The organism is Nonomuraea sp. SBT364 (genome assembly GCF_001083785.1).
GTDB lineage: Bacteria > Actinomycetota > Actinomycetes > Streptosporangiales > Streptosporangiaceae > Nonomuraea.
Genome location: NZ_LAVL01000048.1, coordinates 1 through 20972 on the forward strand (window position 1 = coordinate 1; position 20972 = coordinate 20972).

Genomic DNA, 20972 nt, shown 5'->3' on the forward strand with positions numbered 1-20972 from the left:
GCGCAGACCCTGCTGGAGAACCTCTACTTCAACCCCAAGCGTTACGACCTGGCCAAGGTGGGCCGGTACAAGATCAACAAGAAGCTCGGGGTCGGCGCGGAGATCACGCAGGGCACGCTGACCGAGGACGACCTCGTCTCGGTGATCGAATACCTGGTCCGGTTGCACGCCGGCGAGGAGTCGATGGGGGAGGCCGTCGTGGAGACCGACGACATCGACCACTTCGGCAACCGCCGGGTGCGCAGCGTCGGCGAGCTCATCCAGAACCAGGTCCGCCTGGGCCTGGCCCGGATGGAGCGCGTCGTGCGTGAGCGCATGACGACGCAGGACGTCGAGGCGATCACGCCGCAGACCCTGATCAACATCCGGCCGGTGGTGGCCGCGATGCGGGAGTTCTTCGGCACCTCGCAGCTGTCGCAGTTCATGGACCAGACCAACCCGCTGGCCGGGCTGACCAACAAGCGGCGGCTGTCCGCGCTGGGGCCCGGCGGCATGTCGCGTGAGCGGGCCGGGTTCGAGGTCCGTGACGTGCACCCGTCCCACTACGGCCGGATGTGCCCGATCGAGACGCCCGAGGGGCCGAACATCGGCCTCATCGGATACCTCGCGAGCTTCGCCAGGGTCAACGCCTTCGGCTTCGTCGAGACGCCCTATCGCAAGGTCGTCGACGGCAGGGTGACCGAGCGGATCGACTACCTGACCGCCGACGAGGAGGACCGCTTCGTCAAGGCGCAGGCCAACACGGTGCTCAACGCCGACGGGTCGTTCGCCGAGTCCCGGGTGCTGGTGCGCACCAAGGGCGGCGAGACCGAGCTGGTCCGGGTGGAAGAGGTCGACTACATCGACGTGTCGCCGCGCCAGATGGTGTCGGTCGCCACCGCGATGATCCCCTTCCTGGAGCACGACGACGCCAACCGTGCCCTGATGGGGGCGAACATGCAGCGCCAGTCGGTGCCGCTGATCAGGAGCGAGGCGCCGCTGGTCGGCACCGGCATGGAATACCGTGCCGCGACCGACGCCGGTGACGTCATCAGCGCCGGGAAGGCCGGCGTGGTCGAGGAGGTCTCCGCCGACTACGTGACGGTGCTGAACGACGACGGCACGCGGACGACCTACCGGGTCGCCAAGTTCAAGCGCTCCAACCAGGGCACGGCGTTCAACCAGAAGCCCGTCGTGGCCGAGGGCGACCGGGTGGAGGCCCGGCAGGTCATCGCCGACGGCCCGTCCAGCGACGGCGGTGAGATGGCGCTGGGCAAGAATTTGCTGGTGGCGTTCATGCCGTGGGAGGGTCACAACTACGAAGACGCGATCATCATCTCCCAGCGGCTGGTCCAGGACGACGTCCTGTCCTCGATCCACATCGAGGAGTACGAGGTCGACGCCCGTGACACCAAGCTGGGCCCCGAGGAGATCACCCGGGACATCCCGAACGCCTCCGAAGAGGTGCTGGCCGACCTCGACGAGCGCGGCATCATCCGCATCGGCGCCGAGGTCGCTCCCGGTGACATCCTGATCGGCAAGGTCACGCCCAAGGGCGAGACCGAGCTGACGCCGGAGGAGCGGCTGCTGCGCGCGATCTTCGGTGAGAAGGCCCGCGAGGTCCGCGACACCTCCCTCAAGGTGCCGCACGGCGAGCGCGGCACGGTCATCGACGTGCGCACCTTCTCCCGCGACAGCGGCGACGAACTGCCGCCGGGGGTGAACGACCTCGTGAGAGTGCATGTAGCGCAGAAGCGTAAGATCACCGACGGCGACAAGCTGGCCGGCCGTCACGGCAACAAGGGCGTCATCTCCAAGATCCTGCCGGTCGAGGACATGCCGTTCCTGGAGGACGGCACCCCGGTCGACATCATCCTCAACCCGCTGGGCGTGCCCGGCCGGATGAACATCGGCCAGGTGCTGGAGACCCACCTGGGGTGGATCGCGGCCCGGGGCTGGGACATCTCCGGCATCGAGGAGGCCTGGGCCGAGAGGCTGCGCGACAAGGGCTTCGAAAGGGTCGAGCCGCGCACGAAGATGGCCACGCCGGTCTTCGACGGCGCCAGCGAGGAAGAGATCGTCGGGCTGCTCGGCAGCACCCTCGCCAACCGCGACGGCGACCGGATGGTGCAGCGGAGCGGCAAGGCGCGGTTGTTCGACGGCCGCAGCGGTGAGCCGTTCCCGTATCCCATCGCCGTGGGCTACATCTACATCCTCAAGCTGAACCACCTGGTCGACGACAAGATCCACGCCCGGTCGACCGGCCCGTACTCCATGATCACCCAGCAGCCGCTCGGCGGTAAGGCCCAGTTCGGCGGCCAGCGCCTCGGTGAGATGGAGGTGTGGGCGCTGGAGGCGTACGGCGCCGCCTACGCGCTGCAGGAGCTCCTGACGATCAAGTCCGACGACGTCCTCGGCCGCGTGAAGGTCTACGAGGCCATCGTCAAGGGCGAGAACATCCCCGAGCCGGGAATCCCCGAGTCCTTCAAGGTCCTGATGAAAGAGATGCAGTCGCTCTGCCTCAACGTCGAGGTGCTCTCCAGCGACGGCATGTCCATCGAGCTGCGCGACACCGACGAGGACGTCTTCCGCGCGGCGGAGGAGCTCGGCATCGATCTGTCCCGGCGCGAGCCGAGCAGCGTCGAAGAGGTCTGACGGTCGCCGTTCACGGCCCGCGCCGCAAGCTCCGGCGCGGGCCGGCTCGGTTCAGTGGAGCCGCAGGCCCGCGAGGAGGAGCCCGACCATGCGCCGGGCGTCGTAGCGGGGGTCCTTGTCCGCGCCGATGCACAGGTTGCCGACGCCGCGCATCAGCTCCAGCGCCTCGATGTCGGAGCGGATCTCGCCCGCTTCGGCGGCGGCGGCGAGCAGCTCGGCGCAGACGGGCACGAGGCGGTCGATGAAGTAGGCGTGCAGGGTCACGAAGGTGGCGTCGTCGGACTGCAACGCCTCGGCGAGGCCGTGCTTGGTGACCAGGAAGTCGACGAAGAGATCGATCCACCGGGCCAGGGCGGTGCAGGGGGAGTCGCCGCTCGCCAGCAGGGCCGGGCCCGCCTCGGCGCAGGCCTCGACCTGGTGCCGGTAGACGGCGACGATGAGGGCGGCCCGCGTCGGGAAGTGGCGGTAGATCGTGCCGACGCCGACGCCGGCCTTGCCCGCGATCTCGCGCACGGGCACGTCGACGCCGGACGCGATGAAAGCCTCGGCGGCCGCTTCGAGCAGTGACTGCTCGTTGCGCCTGGCGTCGGCCCGCTTCCGGGGGGCTGACGATTCTGATCCGCTGCCTGTGCCGGCCACTGCGCTGCTGCCTCCATCGCCCGTCTTGCCAAACGGAACGCCGATCCGTATATTCATAAGCGGAACGCCGATCCGCTTGCCCATGATGCCAGATCAGGCGTCCTTTGGCCAGGTTACGCAGCGCGTCTCCCGTCGCTTCCCAAGGAGAATCCCATGCCACGCCCCGACGAAGCCGCCACCGTCATCTCCGCACGCCCGGTGGTCCTGCCGGCCCCCGACCGCGGCGACGACCTGCACCTGCGGGTCTCAGCCCCGGCGACCGGCGACGACCTGCCCGTCATCGTCTTCTCGCACGGCTTCGGCGAGTCGCTCGACGGCTACGCCCCGCTGGTCGACTTCTGGGCCGCACACGGGTTCGTGGTCGTCCAGCCCACCCATCTCGACTCCCGGAAGCTGGAGGTCACGCCCGGCGATCCCCGCTACCCCGAGATCTGGCGTCACCGGGTCGCGGACCTCTCGCTCGTACTCGACCGGCTCGACCTCGTGGAAGCCGCCGTTCCCGGCCTCGCGGGCCGGCTCGACCGGGGCCGCATGGCCACCGCCGGGCACTCCTGGGGCGCCCAGACGGCGAGCATGCTGCTGGGCGCGCGGGTCCTCGACGCCGAGGGCGTCCCCGGCAAGGACATGACCGACCCGCGGATCAAGGCCGGTGTCCTGCTCGCCGTGCCCGGCACGGGCGGCGCCGACCTGACGTCGTTCGCCGCCGAGCAGTTCTCGTTCATGAACCCCGACTTCGCCGGGATGACCACGCCGGCCCTAGTAGTCGCGGGTGACGGCGACCGGTCGGCCCTCACCGTCCGGGGGCCGGAGTGGTTCACCGACGCGTACTTCCTCAGCCCCGGCCCCAAGAGCCTGCTGACCCTGTTCGGGGCGGAGCACTCGCTGGGCGGGATCTCCGGATACGCCGTCACGGAGACCACCGACGAGAGCCCCGCGCGGGTCGCCCTGATCCAGCGGCTCACCTGGGCCTTCCTCCGCAGCGCGCTCTACCCCGCCGACCCCGCCTGGTCCGCGGCGAGCGCCGGGCCGCTGGGCCGGATCCACACCGAATGACGCTCCAGCCTTCGGGAAGGACTCACGTCCCCATGCCCAGCTTCGGCATCATGACCGCGCCCATGCAGGTCGGCTACCACGACATCCTCCGCGTCTGGCAGGAGGCGGACTCCGTTGCGGAGATCGAGCACGCGTGGCTGTTCGACCACCTGCTGCCGATCGCCGGCGACCTCGGCGGACCGGCCCACGAAGGCTGGACCCTGCTCTCGGCCCTCGCCGCACACACCCGGCGGCTACGTCTCGGCCTGCTCGTGACCAGCAACCGCTTCCGGCCGCCCGCGATGCTGGCCAAGATCGCCGCGACCGTCGACGTCGTCTCCGGCGGGCGGCTCGACTTCGGGATCGGCGCGGGCTCACGTCCCGGCCACCCACTGGCCCGGCGCGAGTACGAGGCCCACGGCCTGCCCTTCCACGACTTCGCCCACTCCGTGGAGAGCCTCGCCGAGGCGTGCACCGTCATCCGGCGGGTGTGGACCGAGACGGAGCCGTTCGACTTCGACGGCGCACACGTCCAGCTCACCGGGGCGTTCTGCAACCCCAAGCCGGTCCAGCGCCCGCACCCGCCGATCCTGATCGGCGGACGCTCGTCCGCGATCCTGCGCGTGGTGGCCGAGCACGCCGACGTGTGGAACATCCCCGGCGGAGACATCGGCGACGTCGTCCGCCGCAACGCCCTGCTGGACCGCTACTGCGCCGAGATCGGCCGCGACCCCGCCTCGATCACCCGCTCGATCCACCTGCCGGTCTCCTACGACCGGCCCGGGACGACCCGCGAGGCGATCGGCGAGGCGGTCGCCGCCGGCTTCCGGCACCTCGTGCTCGGGCTGCCGGCGCCCTATCCCGACGGCGTCGCGCGGTGGGTCGCCGACGAGCTCGTCACGGCATCGGCCCGGCGCGCATAGGCGACGGCCGCGCCGATCCGGGCGCCGATCGGCGCGCGATCCGGGCGAGATGCCCGACGGATGGCGGACGATCCCGGGAGTCGTGGCCGCGAGGATGGCCGGTATGGTTCCCGAACTCTCCGCCGCGCCGGCCGGATGAGCAGGAAGGACGTTGCGGCATGCCCGTTACCTCGATCGATCTCTTCGCGTCCTCCGTCCACCTGCTCCGGGACGGCGAGATCCACGCCGGGAAGAGAGCCGAGGGCTCCGGCCGGGACGGCTGGCAGCTCACGGCCTTCTACGCGCGGACCGACGACGACCGCCTCGGCCACTGGGAGGTCCACCCCGAGGCCGACACGGTCGTGTCCTGCCTCATCGGGAAGATCCGCCTCCACCTCCGCCCGGAGCTGCCGGGACAGCTGGAGGAGGAGATCAGGCTGACGGCCGGTACCGCCGCGATCGTCCCGCGCGGGCGGTGGCACCGCATCGAGCTCGACATCCCCAGCAACATCCTGACCGTCACCCTGCCGCACGGCGGCCACCTGGAGAAGTGAGCCGGGAGACGCAGATCACATCCGGGTGACTCTGACATCTCACGCAGCTGTTTCGTCGGATGGTCGACAGCCAAGAACGGCAAGGAGATGCACCATGGAAGCTCGTATCAACTACCTCGGCAACCCGGTCGCGGCGAAGTTCATCAAGCACATCGTCTCCGCGGGCAAGGCCGTGCACGACTCGCCCCTTCCTGCCGCGACGCAGGAGCTGGTGAAGATCCGCGTCAGCCAGATCAACGGCTGCGCGTACTGCGTCGACATGCACACCAAGGAGGCCACGCTCGCGGGGGAGACCTCGGTGCGGCTTCACCTGGTGGCGGCCTGGCGGGAGGCGACGGTCTTCACCGACGCCGAGCGAGCCGCTCTGGAGGTGGCCGAGCAGGGCACCCGCCTCGCCGACGCGGCCGGCGGGGTCGGCGACGACGCCTGGGCGAACGCCGCCAAGCACTACGACGAGGACCAGCTCGCCGCCCTGGTGTCGCTGGTCGCCCTCATGAACGCCTTCAACCGGATGAACGTGATGGTCCAGCAGCCTGCCGGCGACTACCAGCCCGGCCAGTTCGGCTAGCGGGACCGGTCCGCGTCAGGCCGGGCGGGACGCCCTCGCGGCGAACCGCCCGGCCCTGCGCCGGCGGGCCGGCGGCGTTCGGGTTCAGGCGTCCAGGAGCCGCCAGGCGGTGAGGGCGAGGCTGGCCCGGGTCAGCCCGGAGGGCTGGGTGAGGTCGATGCCCAGGGTCTTGCCGAGCTGTTCGACGCGGCGGGCGACGCTGCTGTGATGCAGGTGGAGAAGGTCGGCGGCGCGGCGCAGGGAGCCGGTGGCGCAGTAGGCGTCCAGCGTCTCCAGGTCCTCCGGGATCTCGGCCACGCGGGTGATCGCGGTCACGTCGGCGTTGCCCCGCGCGGCTTCCCGGGACACCTCGGCCAGCAGCGCCAGCGCGCCCAGGTCGTCGTGATGGACGACGGGCCGGCGCAGGGTGCTGAAGCGGAGGGCGGTGCGGGCCTGCTGCCAGGATCGGCCGAGGTTCGCGGCGGCGCCGATGCCCACGCGGACGCCCTCGGGGAACCGGGCCGGGTTGACGGTGGTGGCCAGGATGACGCCCACGTCGGCGAGCGGCGCCGCCTTCACCGGGCGGACCGGGCAGATCAGGCCGCCGACCTTGTCGAGCGGAAGATGCGATCGTACGGCGAGCACCCGGATGGGCAGGTCGGCGGCGAACCCGAGCAGGCGCAGCGCCCGCGCCCTGGCGGCCTCGTCGCTGCCGGGGCTGATCGCGAGTTCGACGAGCGCGGGATCGGCCATGGTGGTGCGGGCCGGGCCGTACCTCTCGACGACGGCCGTGACGGCGAGGCCGAGCCGGTCCAGCACCAGGTCGTCCAGCGTGCCTGGCGGGACGGGCGGACCGGGGCGTTCGAGCCAGACCGTGCCGATCTCCTCGTCGTCCAGCGTGATCGGCGCCGTGGTGGACGCCGGTGAAGGCGGGACGGGCGCTTCCTTGCCGTCGGGGGCGAAGCGGATCACCCGGCCGGTGTCGTGGAGCCGGATGCCGACCACGCACTCGGCCAGGCCCGCCGAGGCACGGGCGAGCGCCGGCAGATCCACCCGGCGGCGCATCAGCGTGTCGTAGAACATCACGACCCGGATCGCGCCTCCGGCCTCCGCGTCCAGTTGCGACAGTCGTACGGCCAGTGCCTCCATGGCTCAAGCGTATGCGCCGATCGGCGCGCGATCCGGGTGAGATGCCCGACAGATGGCGGATGAGGGCGAATGTGGCCGCTGCGAGGATGACCGGCATGGATCCCGAACTCGAAGCATTCATCCCGTTGTTCCCTCGCGCCGATCTGACCGACCCGGTCGCCGAGCGCGGGAACTTCGCCGCCCTGGCCGTCTCGGTGCCGCCGCCGGACATCACGGGGATGAAGATCGAGGACCTCACGGTGCCCGCCGATCCGGACGTGGCGGTGCGGATCTATCGTCCGGACGAGGCGCGGGGCGCCATCATCTGGCTGCACGGCGGCGCGTACGTCATGGGTGACCTGGAGACCGAGCACCCGTGGGCGGCCCGGCTCGCGGACGCCTCCGGCGCGGTGGTGATATCGGTGAACTACCGGCTGGCTCCGGAGGATCCGTTCCCGGCCGCGCTGGACGACGCCTACGCCGTGCTGACCTGGGCGGCCGGGCACGCGGCCGACCTCGGTGTCGATCCGGAGCGGATCGCGGTCGGCGGGCACAGCGCCGGCGGGGGGATCGCGGCCGGGGGCGCGCTGCGCGCGCGTGACGAACAGGGGCCGCCGATCCGCTTCCAGCTGCTCAACCAGCCCAGCCTGGACGACCGGCAGGAGACGTGGTCGCGGCGGAACTTCACCGATACGCCCTGGATGAACCGCGACAAGGTCGCCGCGGCATGGCGGCACTACCTCGGCTCCGCGCCCGCGACCCCGTACGCCGCCCCGGCCAGGGCGGCCGACCTGGCCGGCCTGCCGCCGGCCTACCTGGCCACCGCGGAGCTGTGCCCGAACCGCGACGAGGACATCGACTACGCGCTGCGCCTGCTGCGCGCGGGCGTCTCGGTCGAGCTGCACCAGTGGGCCGGCACCTTCCACGGGTCGCAGGCCATCCTGACCGCCGAGGTGTCGCAGCGGCAGTTCGCCGAGCTCGGCACCGTCCTGCGCCGCGCGCTGGGCGACTGAGACCGCCGCGTACGTGCCGCCGACGAGATGGACGAAGACGGGAGAGCGATGACCACCACCGGCCTTGCCCAGGAGGAGGACCCGTCCCCGCCGCTGCTGCGCCCTTACGGGTGGAGTTTCGCGGGCGTCGTCCTCCTGCAGGTGATCGGCGCTGTCGCCGGGCTGGCGCCGCTGCTGGCGGTCGTCGAGCTGGGACGTGCGCTGTTGTCGCCCGGCCCGGTCGATCACGGTCAGGTGTGGCTGGTGGTGATCGCGGGAGCGGCCGGCCTGCTCGTCCGGCTGCTGTTCACGGCCGCGTCGTCCGGGCTCGGGCACGTTCTCGACGGCCGGGTGCAGCTGGCGCTCCGCCGGCGGCTGGCCGAGCGGCTGGGACGCGTGCCGATCGGCTGGTTCTCCCGGCGCCGGACCGGTGAGCTGGCCAAGGTGGTGGGCGAGGACGTGAGCGCCGTGCACCCGTTCATCGCGCACGCGCCCGGTGAGCTCGTCTCCGCGTTCGTGGTGCCGCTGGTGTCGCTGGTCTACCTGTTCTCCGTCGACTGGCGGCTCACGCTGATCACCCTGATCCCGGTGGTGCTGGCGGTGGCGCTGGTCCCTCTGCTGATGCTCCCCGCCCGGCTGCGTGAGCAGGAGGAGTACGACGCGGCCATGGGCCGGATCGCGAACGCGGTCGTGGAGTTCGTGCAGGGGATCGCGGTGGTCAAGGCGTTCGGCGGGTCCGAGCGCGCGCACCGGAGGTTCCTCACGGCCGCCGACGACTTCGTCGGCATCTTCTCCCGGTGGGTGCGCGGCATGTCCGCGGTCGCCGCCGGGATGCAACTGGCCTTGTCGCCGCCGTTCGTGCTGCTGGTGGTGCTGATCGGCGGCGCGGCCCTGATCACGTCCGGGGGCCTGGCGCCGGCCGACCTGCTGCCGTTCCTGCTGCTCGGGCTGGGGCTGACCGCTCCGGTGGCGGCTCTCGGCCACGGCTTCGACGACTTGCAGGCGGCCCGGCGCGCGGTCGGCCGGATCAAGGACGTGCTCGACGTGCGGTCGTTGCCGGAGCCCGCGCGCCCCGCCACGCCGCTGGGGCACCGGGTGGAGCTGCGTGGCGTGCGATTCGGGTACGAGGCCGACCGCGAGGTGCTGCGCGGGATCGACCTGGTGCTGGAGCCGGGCACGGTCACCGCGCTCGTCGGGCCGTCGGGCAGCGGGAAGTCCACGCTGGTGCAGCTGCTGCCGCGCTTCTTCGACCCGACCCACGGCGCCGTCCTGCTGGGTGGCGCCGACCTGCGCGAGATCGACAGCCGGGAGCTCTACCGGCTGGTCTCCTTCGTCTTCCAGGACGTCCGCCTGCTGCGCGCGTCCGTCGCGGACAACATCGCGCTGGCGGTGCCGCGGGCCGGCCACGACGACGTGGTCCGCGCCGCCCGGCTGGCCGGCATCCACGACCGCGTCCTCGAACTGCCCCGCGGGTACGACACGGTGCTCGGCGAGGAGGCCGAACTGTCGGGTGGCGAGGCGCAGCGGATCTCGATCGCCCGCGCCCTGCTGGCCGACACGCCCGTCCTGGTGCTCGACGAGGCGACCGCCTTCGCCGACCCGCAGACCGAACAGGCGGTGCGCCGGGCCCTGGCGGCCCTGGCCGGCGAACGCACGATTCTGGTCATCGCCCACCGGCTGGAGACGGTCGCCGACGCCGACACCGTCGTGATGCTGGACGACGGGGCGATCGTCGAGCGCGGCAGCCCCGCCGAACTGCTGGCGCGAGGCGGAAGGTTCGCCGCCTTCTGGCAGTCCCACCGATCGGCCGTCGCCGGCGACGCCGTCCCGCAAGGAGATGAGCCCCGATGATCCGGATGCTGCTGCGCGTGCTGGGACACGAGTACGCGCGGGCGATGCGCCGCACCGTGGCCCTGATGACGATCACCGCGATGGCCGAGGGGCTGTCATACGCGCTGCTGGTCCCGGTGCTGCGGGCCCTGCTCGGCAGCACGCCCGCCGACGCTTGGCCGTGGCTGATCGCGTTCGGGGCCGCGGTCGCCGGCTACGCCGTGCTGCGCTACCTCAGCGACCTGGCCGGGATGCGGGTCGGGACCACGATGTTGCGTGGCATGTACCACCGGCTCGGCGAGCACCTGGCCCGGTTGCCCATCGGCTGGTACAGCTCGGGCCGGGTCGGTGAGGTGTCCGTCATGGCCAGCCGCGGCCTCCTGCAGGCGATGGGCGTGTCGGCGCACCTGCTGGCGCCGTTCGTCTCCGCCCTGGTGACCCCCGCGACGATCGTCGCCGTGATGCTCGCCTTCGACTGGCAGCTGGGGCTGGCCGCGCTGGCCGCGGCCCCGGTCGTGGCGGCGATCCAGGCCTGGACGGCCCGCTCGACGGCCGCCGCCGACGCCGACCGCCACGAACGCGACAAGGAAGCTGCCGGGCGCGTCATCGAATATCTGCAGGCCCAGCCGGTGCTGCGAGCCGGCGGGCGGACCGGTGAACGCTTCGAGGCGCTCGACGACTCGCTGCGGGAGGTCCGGCGTGCCTCCCGGCGGACCGTGCTGGCGACGCTGCCCGGCGCCGTGGGCCTGACGCTCGCCGTGCAGACGGTCTTCACGGTGCTGCTGGTCCTGGGCGCCTACCTGGCGCTCGGCGGGAGCATCGGCGCGGCGGAGGTGCTGACGATCCTGGTGCTCGCCGCCCGCTGCGCCGATCCGCTGCTGTCGCTGTCGGACATCGGCGGCAAGCTGCGCGGCGCGCGGTCCGAGCTGGCCAGGCTCGACGCGGTGCTGCGCACCGAGCCGCTGCCCGAACCCGCCGAGCCGGTCCAGCCGGAACACGCCGGCCTGGAGTTCGACGCCGTCACGTTCCGGCACGGCGGCCGCAGGGTGATCGACGACCTGTCGCTGTCGGTGCCGCCGGGGCAGCGGCTGGCCGTCGTCGGGCCGTCGGGGGCGGGCAAGAGCACCCTGCTGCAACTGCTCGCGCGCTTCCACGACGTCGACGCGGGCGCCGTGCGCGTGGGCGGTGTGGACGTGCGCGCCATCAGCACCGAGGCGCTGATGGCGCGGATCGCCATCGTCTTCCAGAACGTCTACCTCTTCGACGGCACGATCGAGGAGAACATCCGTCTCGGCCGTCCCGGCGCCGGCGAGGCCGAGGTGCGGGCGGCGGCGACGGCAGCGCGGCTGGACGAGGTGATCGAACGGCTGCCCGGCGGCTGGGCGGCGAACGTCGGCGAGGGCGGCGCGCTGCTGTCGGGCGGTGAGCGCCAGCGGGTCTCGATCGCGCGGGCGCTGCTGAAGGACGCGCCCGTCGTGCTGCTGGACGAGGTGACCTCCGCGCTGGACCCGGTGAACGAGGCGGCGGTCCACGAGGGGATCGAGCGGCTGATGGCGGGCCGGACGGTGGTGATGGTGGCGCACCGGATGCGGACCGTCCGGCGCGCCGACCGCGTCGTCTTCCTGGACGGCGGCCGGGTCGTGGAGGAGGGCGGCCACGACGAGCTGCTGCGCCGCGGCGGACGCTACGCCGCCTTCTGGGAGATCGCCATACCGGCGGCATACCCGCGATCGCTAAGCTGACGGGCCCCCGTAAAAGATCATGTGAAGAGGGAGCCTTCGTGCATCGCCTGGCGCTCGTGACCGCCTCGGTCCTCCTGCTGTCGATGGCCCCCGGTGTGTCCCACGCCGAGGCCCCCGGTGTGGTGGGCACCTCGGGCAACCTCATCCGGGAGGAGGAGCCGCGGGCCGACGGCATCAGGCACATGGACAGCAAGGCGATGGTCTCGGCGTTGCGGGCCCTGAACGTGAACACCTACGTCTATCCGCTGGCCGGCGGCTACGACCACTGGACCGATTTGGGCGCGGAGTTCCTCCCGGCGGCCGAGGCCGCCGGGATCGACGTGTGGGTGATGCTGTACGCGCCCGGCCAGGGGCCCGTCTCCCGGCCGTTCGAGCACGACTACGTGGCCTGGGGCCGTGAGCTCGCCACCCTGTCGAAGCGCCATCCGAATCTGGCCGGCTGGACCGTGGACGACTTCGGGTGGGATCTGGAGACGTTCACGCCGGAGTATCTCCGGCGGATCCAGGCAGCGGCCAAGGCGGTGAATCCCGCGCTGAAGTTCGTCCCGACCGTCTACTACAGCCACTTCACGGACGAGTTCATCGCCGAGCAGGCCCCGCTCCTGGACGGGGTGATCTTCCCCTTCCGGGACGAGCCGCATCGCGACACCTCGTGGATGTGGAGCCTCTCGTCCCAGGTCCGCCAGCTCGCCGAGCGCCTGCCGGACACCGACGTCTACCTGATGCCGTACGCCCATCCGCTGAGCCGCGCCGCCCAGAAGCCGACCGTGGGCTACGTCGAAGCGGTGACGAAGAAGGCGCTCCAGCACGTACGCGCCGGGGACCTTGCCGGGGTCCTGCAGTACAAGCTCCCGTACCTGTCGCGCGACCCGGGATGGACGCGGCCCGCCGCCGACAACCTGGCCCGGACGGGCAACGGCAGGCTGAGTTTCGTCCTGCAGACCGGCACGCCGACCACGGCCGGGACGTGGTGCTCCACCACGCGACCGGTGAGCGTGAGCTCGGGCGCGGCCAGGAAGACGGTGTCGTTCTGGCACCGCGACGATCGCGGGCCCGCGAACCCGGCCGGCTACCACGTGAAGCAGCTCCTGCTCGACGACCGGGTGGTGTGGCAGCAGGACGTCACCGCCGATCCCGCCGGCGAGTGGCGCAAGGCCACGGTCGACCTGACGGCCAGGCTGGCCGGGGCGTCGAGCGCGAAGCTGCAATGGCGGTTGTACGAGCGCAAGGGCGTCAGCAGCTACGCCGTCGACGTGGGCGTGGACGACATCGCCGTCACCGGCCTGCAGCTCGCCGACCCCGGTGTGGAGAACGCCGCCACCTGGACGCCCACTCTGGCCCGCCGGGGCGGCCCGGTCTACTGCTCGGCCCAGGTCTACCACCAGAACTACGGCGCCGATCTCGGCGCCCGCCTCGCCAAGCTGTACGCGGCGGGCTAGAAGGCGTCCGCCCAGTCGGCCAGCCGGTCGGGGTCGGACAGGATGTCGATCGCGGCGATCCTGCCGTCGGAGATGGTGAAGCTCATGACGGAGATCAGCCGGCCGTCGATGGTGTTGGCGAGTCCGGCGAGGCCGTTGACGAGCGCCGGGTGGGTGGCGGCGCTGGTGGCCATGCGCTGGAAGGTGGCGGCCTGCCCGGCCACGGCCGCGGCGCCTCGGATGACCTTCATGCCGTTGGTGAGGACTCCGCCGTCGGCGCGCAGCACCACGTCGGGGTCGAGGATCGACACCAGCGCCTCGAAGTCGCCGCCGCGCGCGGCGGTCAGGAACGCGTCCACCACCCGGCGCTGACCGGCCAGGTCGGGGTCTGGGGTGGGGGCCGCGCCGCGGACCCGCTGGCGGGCGCGGCTGGCGAGCTTCTTGGCCGTGGCCGGGCTGCGGTCCACGATGGGCGCGATCTGCTCGAACGGCAGGCCGAACATGTCGTGCAGCACGAAGGCGAGCCGTTCGGCCGGGGTCAGCGACTCCAGCACCACCAGCAGCGCGAGCCCCACCGAGTCGGCCAGCAGCACTTCCTGCTCCGGATCGGCGCCGGCGTCCGCCCGGCTGACCACCGGGTCCGGCAGGCGCTCCTCCAGCGACTCCTCGCGCCGGGCCTTGCGGCTGCGGAGCATGTCCAGGCAGACCCGGCCGACCACGGTCGTCAGCCAGCCGCCCAGGTTGTCGATGTCGCCGGAGTCGGAGCGGGCCAGCCGCAGCCACGCCTCCTGGACCGCGTCCTCGGCCTCGGTGAGCGAGCCGAGCATGCGGTAGGCGACCGCCCTCAGGTGCGGGCGGTGGCCCTCGAACTGGTCGGCCAGAAAGTCATGGTGCGTCACTGTCGTTCCCTTCCTTCACCTACGTCATACCGCTGACGAAGCGCACCCGTGAAAGGTGACCGGGTCACCTTTTCCGCGCTCGATCCGTCATGCCGGCGACCAACACTCACGGAAGGTTGCTGACGATGGGCGCGACGGATGTTCACGGGACGGTGGCGGACGGCTTCGAGCGGGTGCGCGAGGTGTTCGCCGAGGTGGTGGCCGAGCAGGGCGGTCAGGTGGGCGCGCAGCTGACCGCCTACGCGCACGGCGGGCTGGTGGTGGACCTGTGGGCCGGGGACGAGGTGGGCGGTGACACGCTGACCGGCCTCTACTCCGCCACCAAGGGCGCCGCGACGCTGGTGGCGGCGCTGCTGACGCAGGACGGTGTCCTCGATCTGGACGAGCCCGTGGCCCGGCACTGGCCGGAGTTCGCCGCCGCGGGCAAGGAGGCGATCACGCTGCGGGACGTGCTCACCCACCGCTCCGGCGTGATCGGGGTCGACGGCGGCCTGTCGGCGGCCGAGCTGGCCGACGACGCGGTGATCGCGCGCCGCCTCGCCGTCCAGCGCCCGTACTGGCGGCCGGGCTCCGCCTACGGTTACGGCGGGTTCGTCACCTTCGCCATGGTGAACGAGGTGATCCGGCGCGCCACCGGCCAGTCACTCCAGACGATCTACGAGCAGCGTGTCCGGATCCCGTACGAGCTGGACCTGTTCCTGGGGCTGCCCGAGAGCGAGGAGGGCCGGTTCCTGCCGATCCAGTGGTGGACGGCCACGCCGGAGCAGGAGGCCGCGTTCTGGTCGGACCTTCCCGGCCCGCACAGCATCCTGGGGGTCGGGTACGGGCTCAACAGCACACCGCCGCTGGACCAGGTGGCCTTCGCCAACACGCGCGCGGTGCGGGCGAACGGCCAGGCGTCGGCCGGCGGGGTGGGCAGCGGGCGCGGCCTGGCCGGCCTGTACGCCGCCGCCGTGTGGGGCGTCGGCGGGCGGCCGCCGCTGCTCAAGCCGGACACGGTCGGCGAGTTCGCCCAGCTGCACTCCGTCGGCGCCGACCTGGTCCGCGGCGACCAGGGCAACTACGCGGTCGGCTTCCAGGCCAAGGGCCTGCGCTACCCGTTCCTCGCCGCGAACGCGTTCGGCCACGACGGCTCGGCCGGCGCCGAAGCCTTCGCCGACCCGCTCAGCGGCATCGCCTTCGGCTACGCCCGGCGCCGCTACGGATTCGGCTGGTCCTACCCCGAACACGACCGGCTCGCCGCCGCCGTCCACCACGCCGCCACTTCCTGAGGACCTCGCATGAGTACGCATCCCGCTCCCCGTTCCGGCAGAAGCGGTCTGGCGCTGCTGGTGATCGCTGCCGCGCAACTGCTGATGGTGATGGACGGCACCATCGTGACCGTGGGCCTGCCCGTCATCGCCACCGGCCTGCGGATCCCCGAGGCGGACCTGGACTGGGTCCTGACCTCCTACGCGCTGGCCTTCGGCGGCCTGCTGCTGGCCGGCGGCCGGGCCGGTGACCTGCTCGGCCGGCGCAGGCTGTTCCGCGCCGGTCTGGTCGTCTTCCTGGCGGCCTCCCTGCTCGGCGGCCTGGCCGGCAACGGCACCGTGCTCATCGCCGCCCGTGTTCTGCAGGGACTCGGCGCCGCGATCGTCGCCCCGGCCGCGCTGTCCCTGCTCACCGACACCTTCCCGGCCGGGCCCCGGCGCAACAAGGCGCTCGGCGTGTACGGCGCCATGGGCGGCCTCGGCTCGGTAGCCGGTCTCCTGCTCGGCGGCGCGCTCACCGAATACCTCGGCTGGCGCTGGATCATGTTCGTCAACATCCCCATCGCCCTCCTGGTCCTGGCCGGCACCGTCGCCCTGGCCCCCGGCAGCCGCCGGCCCGGCCACCTCGACGTGCCCGGCGCGGCCACCGTGACCCTCGCCCTCGGCTCCCTCGTCTACGCCATCAACCGGGCGGGAACCCACGGCGTCACCGACGGGCTCACCCTGACCTTCGGTGCGGCCACCGTCGTCCTGCTCCTCGCGTTCCTGCGCATCCAGCGCACCGCACGCGACCCGATGCTGCCCCCCGGCGTCCTGGCCGACCGCGGCAGACTCGGCGCCAACCTGGTCATGCTGCTCATGGGCGCCGGCCAGCTGGCCACCTTCTACTTCCTCACCCTCTACATGCAGACGATCAAGCAGTACTCGCCCATGATCACCGGCCTGGCCTACCTGCCCTTCGCGATCGGGATCGGGCTCGGGTCGGGCCTCATCGGCCCCCGCCTGCAGGCGCGCACCACCACCCGTACCGTCCTGGCGATCGGCATGAGCGTGGCCGCTGTCGCGATGGCCTGGTTCAGCCTGCTCACCCCCGGCCAGAACCCCCTGCTGGTCCTGCTGCCCGCCCAGCTCGCCGGCGGCATCGGCCTGGGCATCGGCTTCGTCGCCGCCACCATCGGCGGCGTCCAGGGCGTCACCTCGCGCGACTCCGGCATCGCCTCCGGCCTCGTCAACACCAGCCAGCAGATCGGCGGCGCCCTGGGCCTGGCCGTCCTGGCGGGCATCGCCGTCACCGCCACCTCCGGCCGGCCGCCGGGCACCTCCCCGCACGACGCCCTCACCGCGGGTTACACCACCGGCATGCTCGGGGCGGGCGCGTTCTACCTGGCCGCCATCCTCACCGCGGTCGTCCTCATGCGGCCGCGACGCGGTCCGGAGCCCGCTCCCGCCGGGGCGCTCGACGAGCCCTCCGGCACGCACCTGTGATCGTCAGCCCACCGAAAATGGAGTGCACTCCAACTTTGGGGTTCGGTTAAACTTTCGCTCCATGACCGAGGGGTTGCGGGAGCGGAAGAAGCGGCAGACGCGGCAGCGGATCTCCGACGTGGCGATCGGCCTGTTCGTGGCGCGCGGCTTCGACCGGGTCACGGTGGCCGACGTCGCGGTGGCGGCCGAGGTGTCGGTCAACACCGTCTACAACTACTTCCCGGTCAAGGAGGACCTCGTCCTGCCGCCCGACCAGGCGTCCCCGCGGCGGCTGGCCGACATCGTGCGCGAGCGGCCACCGGGCACGGGCGCGGCCGGGGGCGTCCTCGGCCGCCTGCGCCAGGAGGTGCGCGAGCGTGACCGCAAACTGGGCCTGACGGGCGGGTTCGGGCGCGTCCTGGAGATGATGCGGGCCGCGCCGACACTCACCGCCCGGCTGGAGGATCTCGGCCGCCGGATGACCGACGAGCTCGCCGTCACGCTGGCCGAGGAGACCGGCGCCGCGCCGGGCGACCCGCTGCCGCGCGTGGTGGCCTGGCAGCTGGGGTCCTTCCACGCGATGGTCCTCGCCGAGATCGGCCGGCGCACGGTCGCGGGAGAGGGCCCCGACGCCATCGCCGGGGCCGTGCTGGATCTGCTGGACGTGATCGAGGACGTGCTCGGCGAGCGCGTCCTCGGTTACGCCGTGAGAAAGGACTGATCCATGTTCCGGGTGACGATCTCCGGGAAGTTCGACGGGCTGGACGAGACCGGCCGGGCCACCGTGCTGGCCGCGAGCGAGGTGGCCTTCACCGAGGCCGGCACGTTCACCCACGACGCCGGGCTGACGGCGTTCACGTTCCGCTGCCAGGTGCCCGCCGGGCCGGACGACGGCGAGCCCGAGGCCGTCGCCCTCGCCACGGCCGCCCTCGACGCGTACGCGGTGCCGTACCGGGTGCTGCGGGTCGCGGCGACGGACATGCGGGCCGTCAAGATCCGCCGGCGGTGGGGCGGGCGGCCCTGGCGTGCAGGTAGCGCTGCTGGGGGAAGCTCGTCGTGCGGCGGGCGGCCTCCTCGTAGCAGGCGCGCGCGGCGGCCCGGTCGCCGGACATCTCCAGCAGGTGGCCGCGCACGGCGTGCAGGCGGTGGTCGCTCGCGACGCGCTCGTCGGCCGCCAGGTCGTCGAGCAGCGTGAGCCCGGCGCACGCGCCCCTGACCATGGCCACCGCGACCGCGTGGTTGAGCCGCACCACCGGGTTGCCGGACATGCTCAGCAGCACCTCGTACAGCGCCATGATCTGCGGCCAGTCCGTCGCGGCGGCCGTCGGGGCCTCGTCGTGGAGTGCGGCGATGGCGGCCTGGACCTGGTAGGGGCCGATGGGGCCGCGGGGGAGCGTCTCGGAGATGAGCGCGACGCCCTCCTCGATCCGGGCCGCGTCCCAGCGGCCGCGGTCCTGCTCGGCCATCGGGATCAGGGCGCCGTCCGGGCCGGTGCGGGCCGGGCGGCGGGCGTCGGTGAGCAGCATGAGCGCGAGCAGCCCGGCCGCCTCGGCGTCGCCCGGCAGCAGCCGGTGCGCGATGCGGGCCAGCCGGATCGCCTCCGACGAGAGCTCGGCCCGCTGCAACCGGGGGCCGGACGTGCTGGCGTAGCCCTCGTTGAAGATCAGATACAGCACGTGCAGCACCGCGCGCAGCCGCTCGGCCCGTTCCGGTCCCGGCGGGAGGCCGAACGGCAGGCCGCTGTCCTTGACGCGCTGCTTGGCCCGGGTGATGCGCCGGGTCATGGTCGGCTCGGGCACCAGGAACGCGCGGGCGATCTCCGCCGTCGTCAGGCCGCCGACCGCGCGCAGCGTGAGCGCGATCTGCGAGGCGGGCGAGAGCGACGGATGGCAGCACATGAACAGCAGCACCAGCGTGTCGTCGGCGTCGGGCACCAGCCCTTCCGGAGCCGGCGTCCAGGCGGCCGCGACGTCCTCGCGGCGCCGCCGCGCCTGCTCGGCGCGGAGCAGGTCGGTCAGCCTGCGCGACGCCACCGTGATCAGCCAGCCGCGCGGGTTGTCGGGTACGCCCTCCTCCGGCCACTGGACGGCGGCGGCCAGCAGCGCTTCCTGCACCGCGTCCTCGGCCGTGTCGAAGTGGCCGTAACGCCGCACGAGCGCACCGAGGACCTGCGGCGCGCAGGCACGCAGCAGGCCCTCCACGCCGTCGCCGGTCACGTGTCGAGGTCGTCCCGCCCGTCGGCGACGGGCCGCACGTCCACGTACCAGTCGCGGCCCAGCGACACGCCCTCCGGGGAGGGGGTGCCGGCCAGGCGCGCGGCGATCTCGGTGGCCCGGTCGAAGCTCGGCGTCTCGACGATCGTGTAGCCGGCCAGGACCTCCTGCGTCTCGGGGTACGGCCCGTCGGTGACGACCGGGAGGCCGTCGTGGACCTGGACGCGCCTGGCGTGCACGGGCGCGGTCAGGCCCTGGGCGTCGACGAACTCACCGGACCTGACCAGGTCGTTGTTCCACTCCTCCATGAACGCGTGCAGCGCCCCGATCTCCTCGGCCGTCCACGGCTGGTCCGCCGACCTGCCGGTCAGCATGTCGTAGTCCCGCTGCGAACCGAACATCATGATCATGTACTTCATCGGTCGTTCCTCCCTGCGGGCACCTCTTCCCGGGTGCCGCTCGTCAGAGACGTCGGACCCGCCCGGCCGATCCGGACACGCACTCTACGACGTGTTCTCCGCAGCTTCCAGGAGGGTGCGGGGCGCGCGCCGGCGGTCCGGATGCCCGGTCAGGTGGTCACCTTGCCGATGAAGGCGGCCAGGTTGCCCCGGGTGCGGGCGACCTTCTCCGCCACGGTCAGGGTCTCGTCGAAGTCGCCGCCGGCCGTCTGCTTCTTGCCGCGGGTGTAGAGGGAACAGGCCAGGTCGGCGCACAGGTACTGCCCGACCGTGTTGCCCTGGCGACCGGCCTCGCCGGTGCGGCGCGCGGTCATCAGCGCCACGCTGCCGCTGGTGAGCGTGGTCAGGCAGAGCGAGCACATGCTGCGCGAGGTGAAGGCGCGCATGGTCGCCGGGGCCGCCCGGAGCGCGATCCCGACGAGGCTGCCGTCGTCGCGTTCGGCGACCAGGTAGCCGCGTTCGGGTGCGCCGGGATCTCGCCAGCCCAGGAAGTCGAGGTCGTCCCAGGGCTGCTCACCGAGATCCCTGGGGATGCCCAGGCGCTGGGCCTCGCCCTTGGAGCAGTTGACGAATGACCTGCGGATATCGCGTTCGGTGATGGGTCTCATGCCCCGGAGGCTAGCTTTCCCTAATACAATTAGGCAAACCATTAATTCATTTAGCTGGAGGTCCCATGGCGCGGGGGAGCATCACCGCCGAACGCCTCACCCGGGCGGCCGCCGAGGTGGCCGACGAGATCGGCTTCGAGCACGTGACGGGCTCGGCGGTCGCGCGCAGACTCGGCGTCAAGGACCCGAGCCTTTACACGCACATCGCGAACGCCCGCGAGCTGAAGGTGCGGGTGGCGCTGCTGGCGCTGGAGGAGATGGCCGACAGGGCCGCCGCCGCGCTCGCCGGTCGCGCCGGCAAGGACGCGCTGGTGGCCTTCGCCGACGCCTATCGCGGCTACGCCAAGGAGCACCCAGGCCGATACGCCGCGGCCCGGTTCGAGCTCGACGCGAAGACCGCGGCCGCCAGCGCGGCTCCCCGGCACACGGAGATGATCCGGGCGCTGCTGCGCGGCTACGGCCTGCCGGAGCCCGACCAGACCGACGCGGTGCGCTTCCTGGGCGGGGCCTTCCACGGCTACGTGAGCCTGGAGATGGCGGGCGGTTTCCGGCATACGCCGCGTGACGCGGACGCCTCCTGGGCCTGGATGCTCGACACGCTCGACCTCGCGCTCAAAGGCCGTTCCGGCAAGTAATCAAGTTTGACTAATGCTGCGGCCCGG

At 72.2% G+C, this 20972-nt stretch carries 19 protein-coding genes and 1 pseudogene; 14 read left to right on the forward strand and 6 right to left on the reverse strand.

Going from position 1 to position 20972, the window contains the following annotated elements; translation table 11 throughout:
- A partial coding sequence (rpoB, locus tag ADY59_RS22125; protein WP_049565064.1) for a DNA-directed RNA polymerase subunit beta occupies positions 1 to 2634 on the forward strand: 2634 nt, incomplete at its 5' end.
- Between the two features lie 51 nt (positions 2635 to 2685).
- Here rpoB and ADY59_RS22130 read toward each other — a convergent pair.
- Positions 2686 to 3273 (reverse strand): TetR/AcrR family transcriptional regulator, encoded by a 588-nt coding sequence (locus ADY59_RS22130; RefSeq protein ID WP_049565066.1) that lies wholly within the window; start codon positions 3271 to 3273, stop codon positions 2686 to 2688.
- A gap of 153 nt (positions 3274 to 3426) precedes the next feature.
- On the opposite strand from ADY59_RS22130, the gene ADY59_RS22135 reads away from it, so the two are divergent.
- From ADY59_RS22135 to ADY59_RS22150, 4 genes are all read left to right on the forward strand, one after another.
- Positions 3427 to 4326: an alpha/beta hydrolase family protein gene (locus tag ADY59_RS22135; protein ID WP_049565068.1), complete on the forward strand. Its 900-nt coding sequence runs from the start codon at positions 3427 to 3429 to the stop codon at positions 4324 to 4326.
- Positions 4327 to 4358: 32 nt separating this feature from the next.
- Positions 4359 to 5228 carry an LLM class flavin-dependent oxidoreductase gene (locus ADY59_RS22140; protein WP_049565070.1) on the forward strand — a complete coding sequence of 290 codons (870 nt, stop codon included), beginning with the start codon at positions 4359 to 4361 and terminating at the stop codon, positions 5226 to 5228.
- A gap of 158 nt (positions 5229 to 5386) precedes the next feature.
- A complete protein-coding gene (locus tag ADY59_RS22145) occupies positions 5387 to 5761 on the forward strand; it encodes a cupin (protein WP_049565072.1) in 375 nt (124 codons plus the stop codon).
- Positions 5762 to 5855: 94 nt separating this feature from the next.
- Positions 5856 to 6329 (forward strand): carboxymuconolactone decarboxylase family protein, encoded by a 474-nt coding sequence (locus ADY59_RS22150; RefSeq protein WP_049565074.1) that lies wholly within the window; start codon positions 5856 to 5858, stop codon positions 6327 to 6329.
- 84 nt (positions 6330 to 6413) lie between these two features.
- Here ADY59_RS22150 and ADY59_RS22155 read toward each other — a convergent pair whose 3' ends face one another.
- The gene (locus ADY59_RS22155; RefSeq protein ID WP_049565075.1) at positions 6414 to 7457 is read right to left on the reverse strand and encodes a PucR family transcriptional regulator; all 1044 of its coding nucleotides are present in this window, start codon (positions 7455 to 7457) and stop codon (positions 6414 to 6416) included.
- 95 nt (positions 7458 to 7552) lie between these two features.
- Between ADY59_RS22155 and ADY59_RS22160 the strand changes: the two genes are divergently transcribed.
- From ADY59_RS22160 to ADY59_RS22175, 4 genes are read left to right on the forward strand one after another with little or no spacing between them, the layout of a single operon-like run.
- Complete coding sequence (locus ADY59_RS22160; protein WP_156325654.1) at positions 7553 to 8449, forward strand: alpha/beta hydrolase; 897 nt, start codon at positions 7553 to 7555, stop codon at positions 8447 to 8449.
- Between the two features lie 48 nt (positions 8450 to 8497).
- Positions 8498 to 10279 (forward strand): ABC transporter ATP-binding protein, encoded by a 1782-nt coding sequence (locus tag ADY59_RS22165; protein ID WP_049565079.1) that lies wholly within the window; start codon positions 8498 to 8500, stop codon positions 10277 to 10279.
- Positions 10276 to 12000, forward strand: a complete 1725-nt coding sequence (locus tag ADY59_RS22170; protein ID WP_049565080.1) for an ABC transporter ATP-binding protein — start codon at positions 10276 to 10278, stop codon at positions 11998 to 12000. The genes ADY59_RS22165 and ADY59_RS22170 overlap by 4 nt, the downstream gene beginning before the upstream one ends.
- A 38-nt stretch (positions 12001 to 12038) precedes the next feature.
- Complete coding sequence (locus ADY59_RS22175; protein ID WP_049565081.1) at positions 12039 to 13439, forward strand: hypothetical protein; 1401 nt, start codon at positions 12039 to 12041, stop codon at positions 13437 to 13439.
- Here ADY59_RS22175 and sigJ read toward each other — a convergent pair.
- Positions 13436 to 14317 carry an RNA polymerase sigma factor SigJ gene (gene sigJ / locus ADY59_RS22180; protein ID WP_049565083.1) on the reverse strand — a complete coding sequence of 294 codons (882 nt, stop codon included), beginning with the start codon at positions 14315 to 14317 and terminating at the stop codon, positions 13436 to 13438. The genes ADY59_RS22175 and sigJ overlap by 4 nt on opposite strands.
- Positions 14318 to 14442: 125 nt before the next feature.
- Between sigJ and ADY59_RS22185 the strand changes: the two genes are divergently transcribed.
- From ADY59_RS22185 to ADY59_RS52660, 4 genes and pseudogenes are all read left to right on the forward strand, one after another.
- On the forward strand, positions 14443 to 15588 hold the full coding sequence (locus ADY59_RS22185; protein ID WP_049565085.1) for a serine hydrolase domain-containing protein: 1146 nt from the start codon (positions 14443 to 14445) through the stop codon (positions 15586 to 15588).
- A gap of 9 nt (positions 15589 to 15597) precedes the next feature.
- A complete protein-coding gene (locus tag ADY59_RS22190) occupies positions 15598 to 17052 on the forward strand; it encodes an MFS transporter (RefSeq protein ID WP_049565087.1) in 1455 nt (484 codons plus the stop codon).
- A gap of 61 nt (positions 17053 to 17113) precedes the next feature.
- Positions 17114 to 17752 (forward strand): TetR/AcrR family transcriptional regulator, encoded by a 639-nt coding sequence (locus ADY59_RS22195; protein ID WP_049565089.1) that lies wholly within the window; start codon positions 17114 to 17116, stop codon positions 17750 to 17752.
- 3 nt (positions 17753 to 17755) lie between these two features.
- Positions 17756 to 17977 (forward strand): annotated as a pseudogene (locus tag ADY59_RS52660) (DUF6204 family protein); the annotation flags it as partial.
- Between the two features lie 43 nt (positions 17978 to 18020).
- Here ADY59_RS52660 and ADY59_RS22205 read toward each other — a convergent pair.
- The 3 genes from ADY59_RS22205 to ADY59_RS22215 form a co-directional block, all read right to left on the reverse strand.
- Positions 18021 to 19247: an RNA polymerase sigma factor gene (locus ADY59_RS22205; RefSeq protein ID WP_049565093.1), complete on the reverse strand. Its 1227-nt coding sequence runs from the start codon at positions 19245 to 19247 to the stop codon at positions 18021 to 18023.
- Positions 19244 to 19663 (reverse strand): YciI family protein, encoded by a 420-nt coding sequence (locus tag ADY59_RS22210; protein ID WP_049565095.1) that lies wholly within the window; start codon positions 19661 to 19663, stop codon positions 19244 to 19246. Before ADY59_RS22210 ends, ADY59_RS22205 begins: the two co-directional genes overlap by 4 nt.
- A gap of 149 nt (positions 19664 to 19812) precedes the next feature.
- On the reverse strand, positions 19813 to 20310 hold the full coding sequence (locus ADY59_RS22215) for an FBP domain-containing protein (RefSeq protein WP_049565097.1): 498 nt from the start codon (positions 20308 to 20310) through the stop codon (positions 19813 to 19815).
- A 65-nt stretch (positions 20311 to 20375) separates the two neighbouring features.
- Between ADY59_RS22215 and ADY59_RS22220 the strand changes: the two genes are divergently transcribed.
- Positions 20376 to 20945: a TetR/AcrR family transcriptional regulator gene (locus ADY59_RS22220; protein WP_049565098.1), complete on the forward strand. Its 570-nt coding sequence runs from the start codon at positions 20376 to 20378 to the stop codon at positions 20943 to 20945.
- The last annotated feature ends 27 nt before the right edge of the window (positions 20946 to 20972 follow it).

What these genes read in the sequence shown, in the direction of transcription:
- ADY59_RS22195 (WP_049565089.1), top strand. Translation starts at nt 17,114, where the DNA reads ATGACCGAGGGGTTGCGGGAGCGGAAGAAGCGGCAGACGCGGCAGCGG.
- ADY59_RS22160 (WP_156325654.1), top strand. Translation starts at nt 7,553, where the DNA reads ATGGATCCCGAACTCGAAGCATTCATCCCGTTGTTCCCTCGCGCCGAT.
- ADY59_RS22150 (WP_049565074.1), top strand. Translation starts at nt 5,856, where the DNA reads ATGGAAGCTCGTATCAACTACCTCGGCAACCCGGTCGCGGCGAAGTTC.
- ADY59_RS22145 (WP_049565072.1), top strand. Translation starts at nt 5,387, where the DNA reads ATGCCCGTTACCTCGATCGATCTCTTCGCGTCCTCCGTCCACCTGCTC.
- ADY59_RS22190 (WP_049565087.1), top strand. Translation starts at nt 15,598, where the DNA reads ATGAGTACGCATCCCGCTCCCCGTTCCGGCAGAAGCGGTCTGGCGCTG.
- ADY59_RS22140 (WP_049565070.1), top strand. Translation starts at nt 4,359, where the DNA reads ATGCCCAGCTTCGGCATCATGACCGCGCCCATGCAGGTCGGCTACCAC.
- ADY59_RS22155 (WP_049565075.1), bottom strand. Translation starts at nt 7,457, where the DNA reads ATGGAGGCACTGGCCGTACGACTGTCGCAACTGGACGCGGAGGCCGGA.
- ADY59_RS22220 (WP_049565098.1), top strand. Translation starts at nt 20,376, where the DNA reads ATGGCGCGGGGGAGCATCACCGCCGAACGCCTCACCCGGGCGGCCGCC.
- ADY59_RS22185 (WP_049565085.1), top strand. Translation starts at nt 14,443, where the DNA reads ATGGGCGCGACGGATGTTCACGGGACGGTGGCGGACGGCTTCGAGCGG.
- ADY59_RS22215 (WP_049565097.1), bottom strand. Translation starts at nt 20,310, where the DNA reads ATGAGACCCATCACCGAACGCGATATCCGCAGGTCATTCGTCAACTGC.
- ADY59_RS22135 (WP_049565068.1), top strand. Translation starts at nt 3,427, where the DNA reads ATGCCACGCCCCGACGAAGCCGCCACCGTCATCTCCGCACGCCCGGTG.
- ADY59_RS22210 (WP_049565095.1), bottom strand. Translation starts at nt 19,663, where the DNA reads ATGAAGTACATGATCATGATGTTCGGTTCGCAGCGGGACTACGACATG.
- ADY59_RS22170 (WP_049565080.1), top strand. Translation starts at nt 10,276, where the DNA reads ATGATCCGGATGCTGCTGCGCGTGCTGGGACACGAGTACGCGCGGGCG.
- ADY59_RS22165 (WP_049565079.1), top strand. Translation starts at nt 8,498, where the DNA reads ATGACCACCACCGGCCTTGCCCAGGAGGAGGACCCGTCCCCGCCGCTG.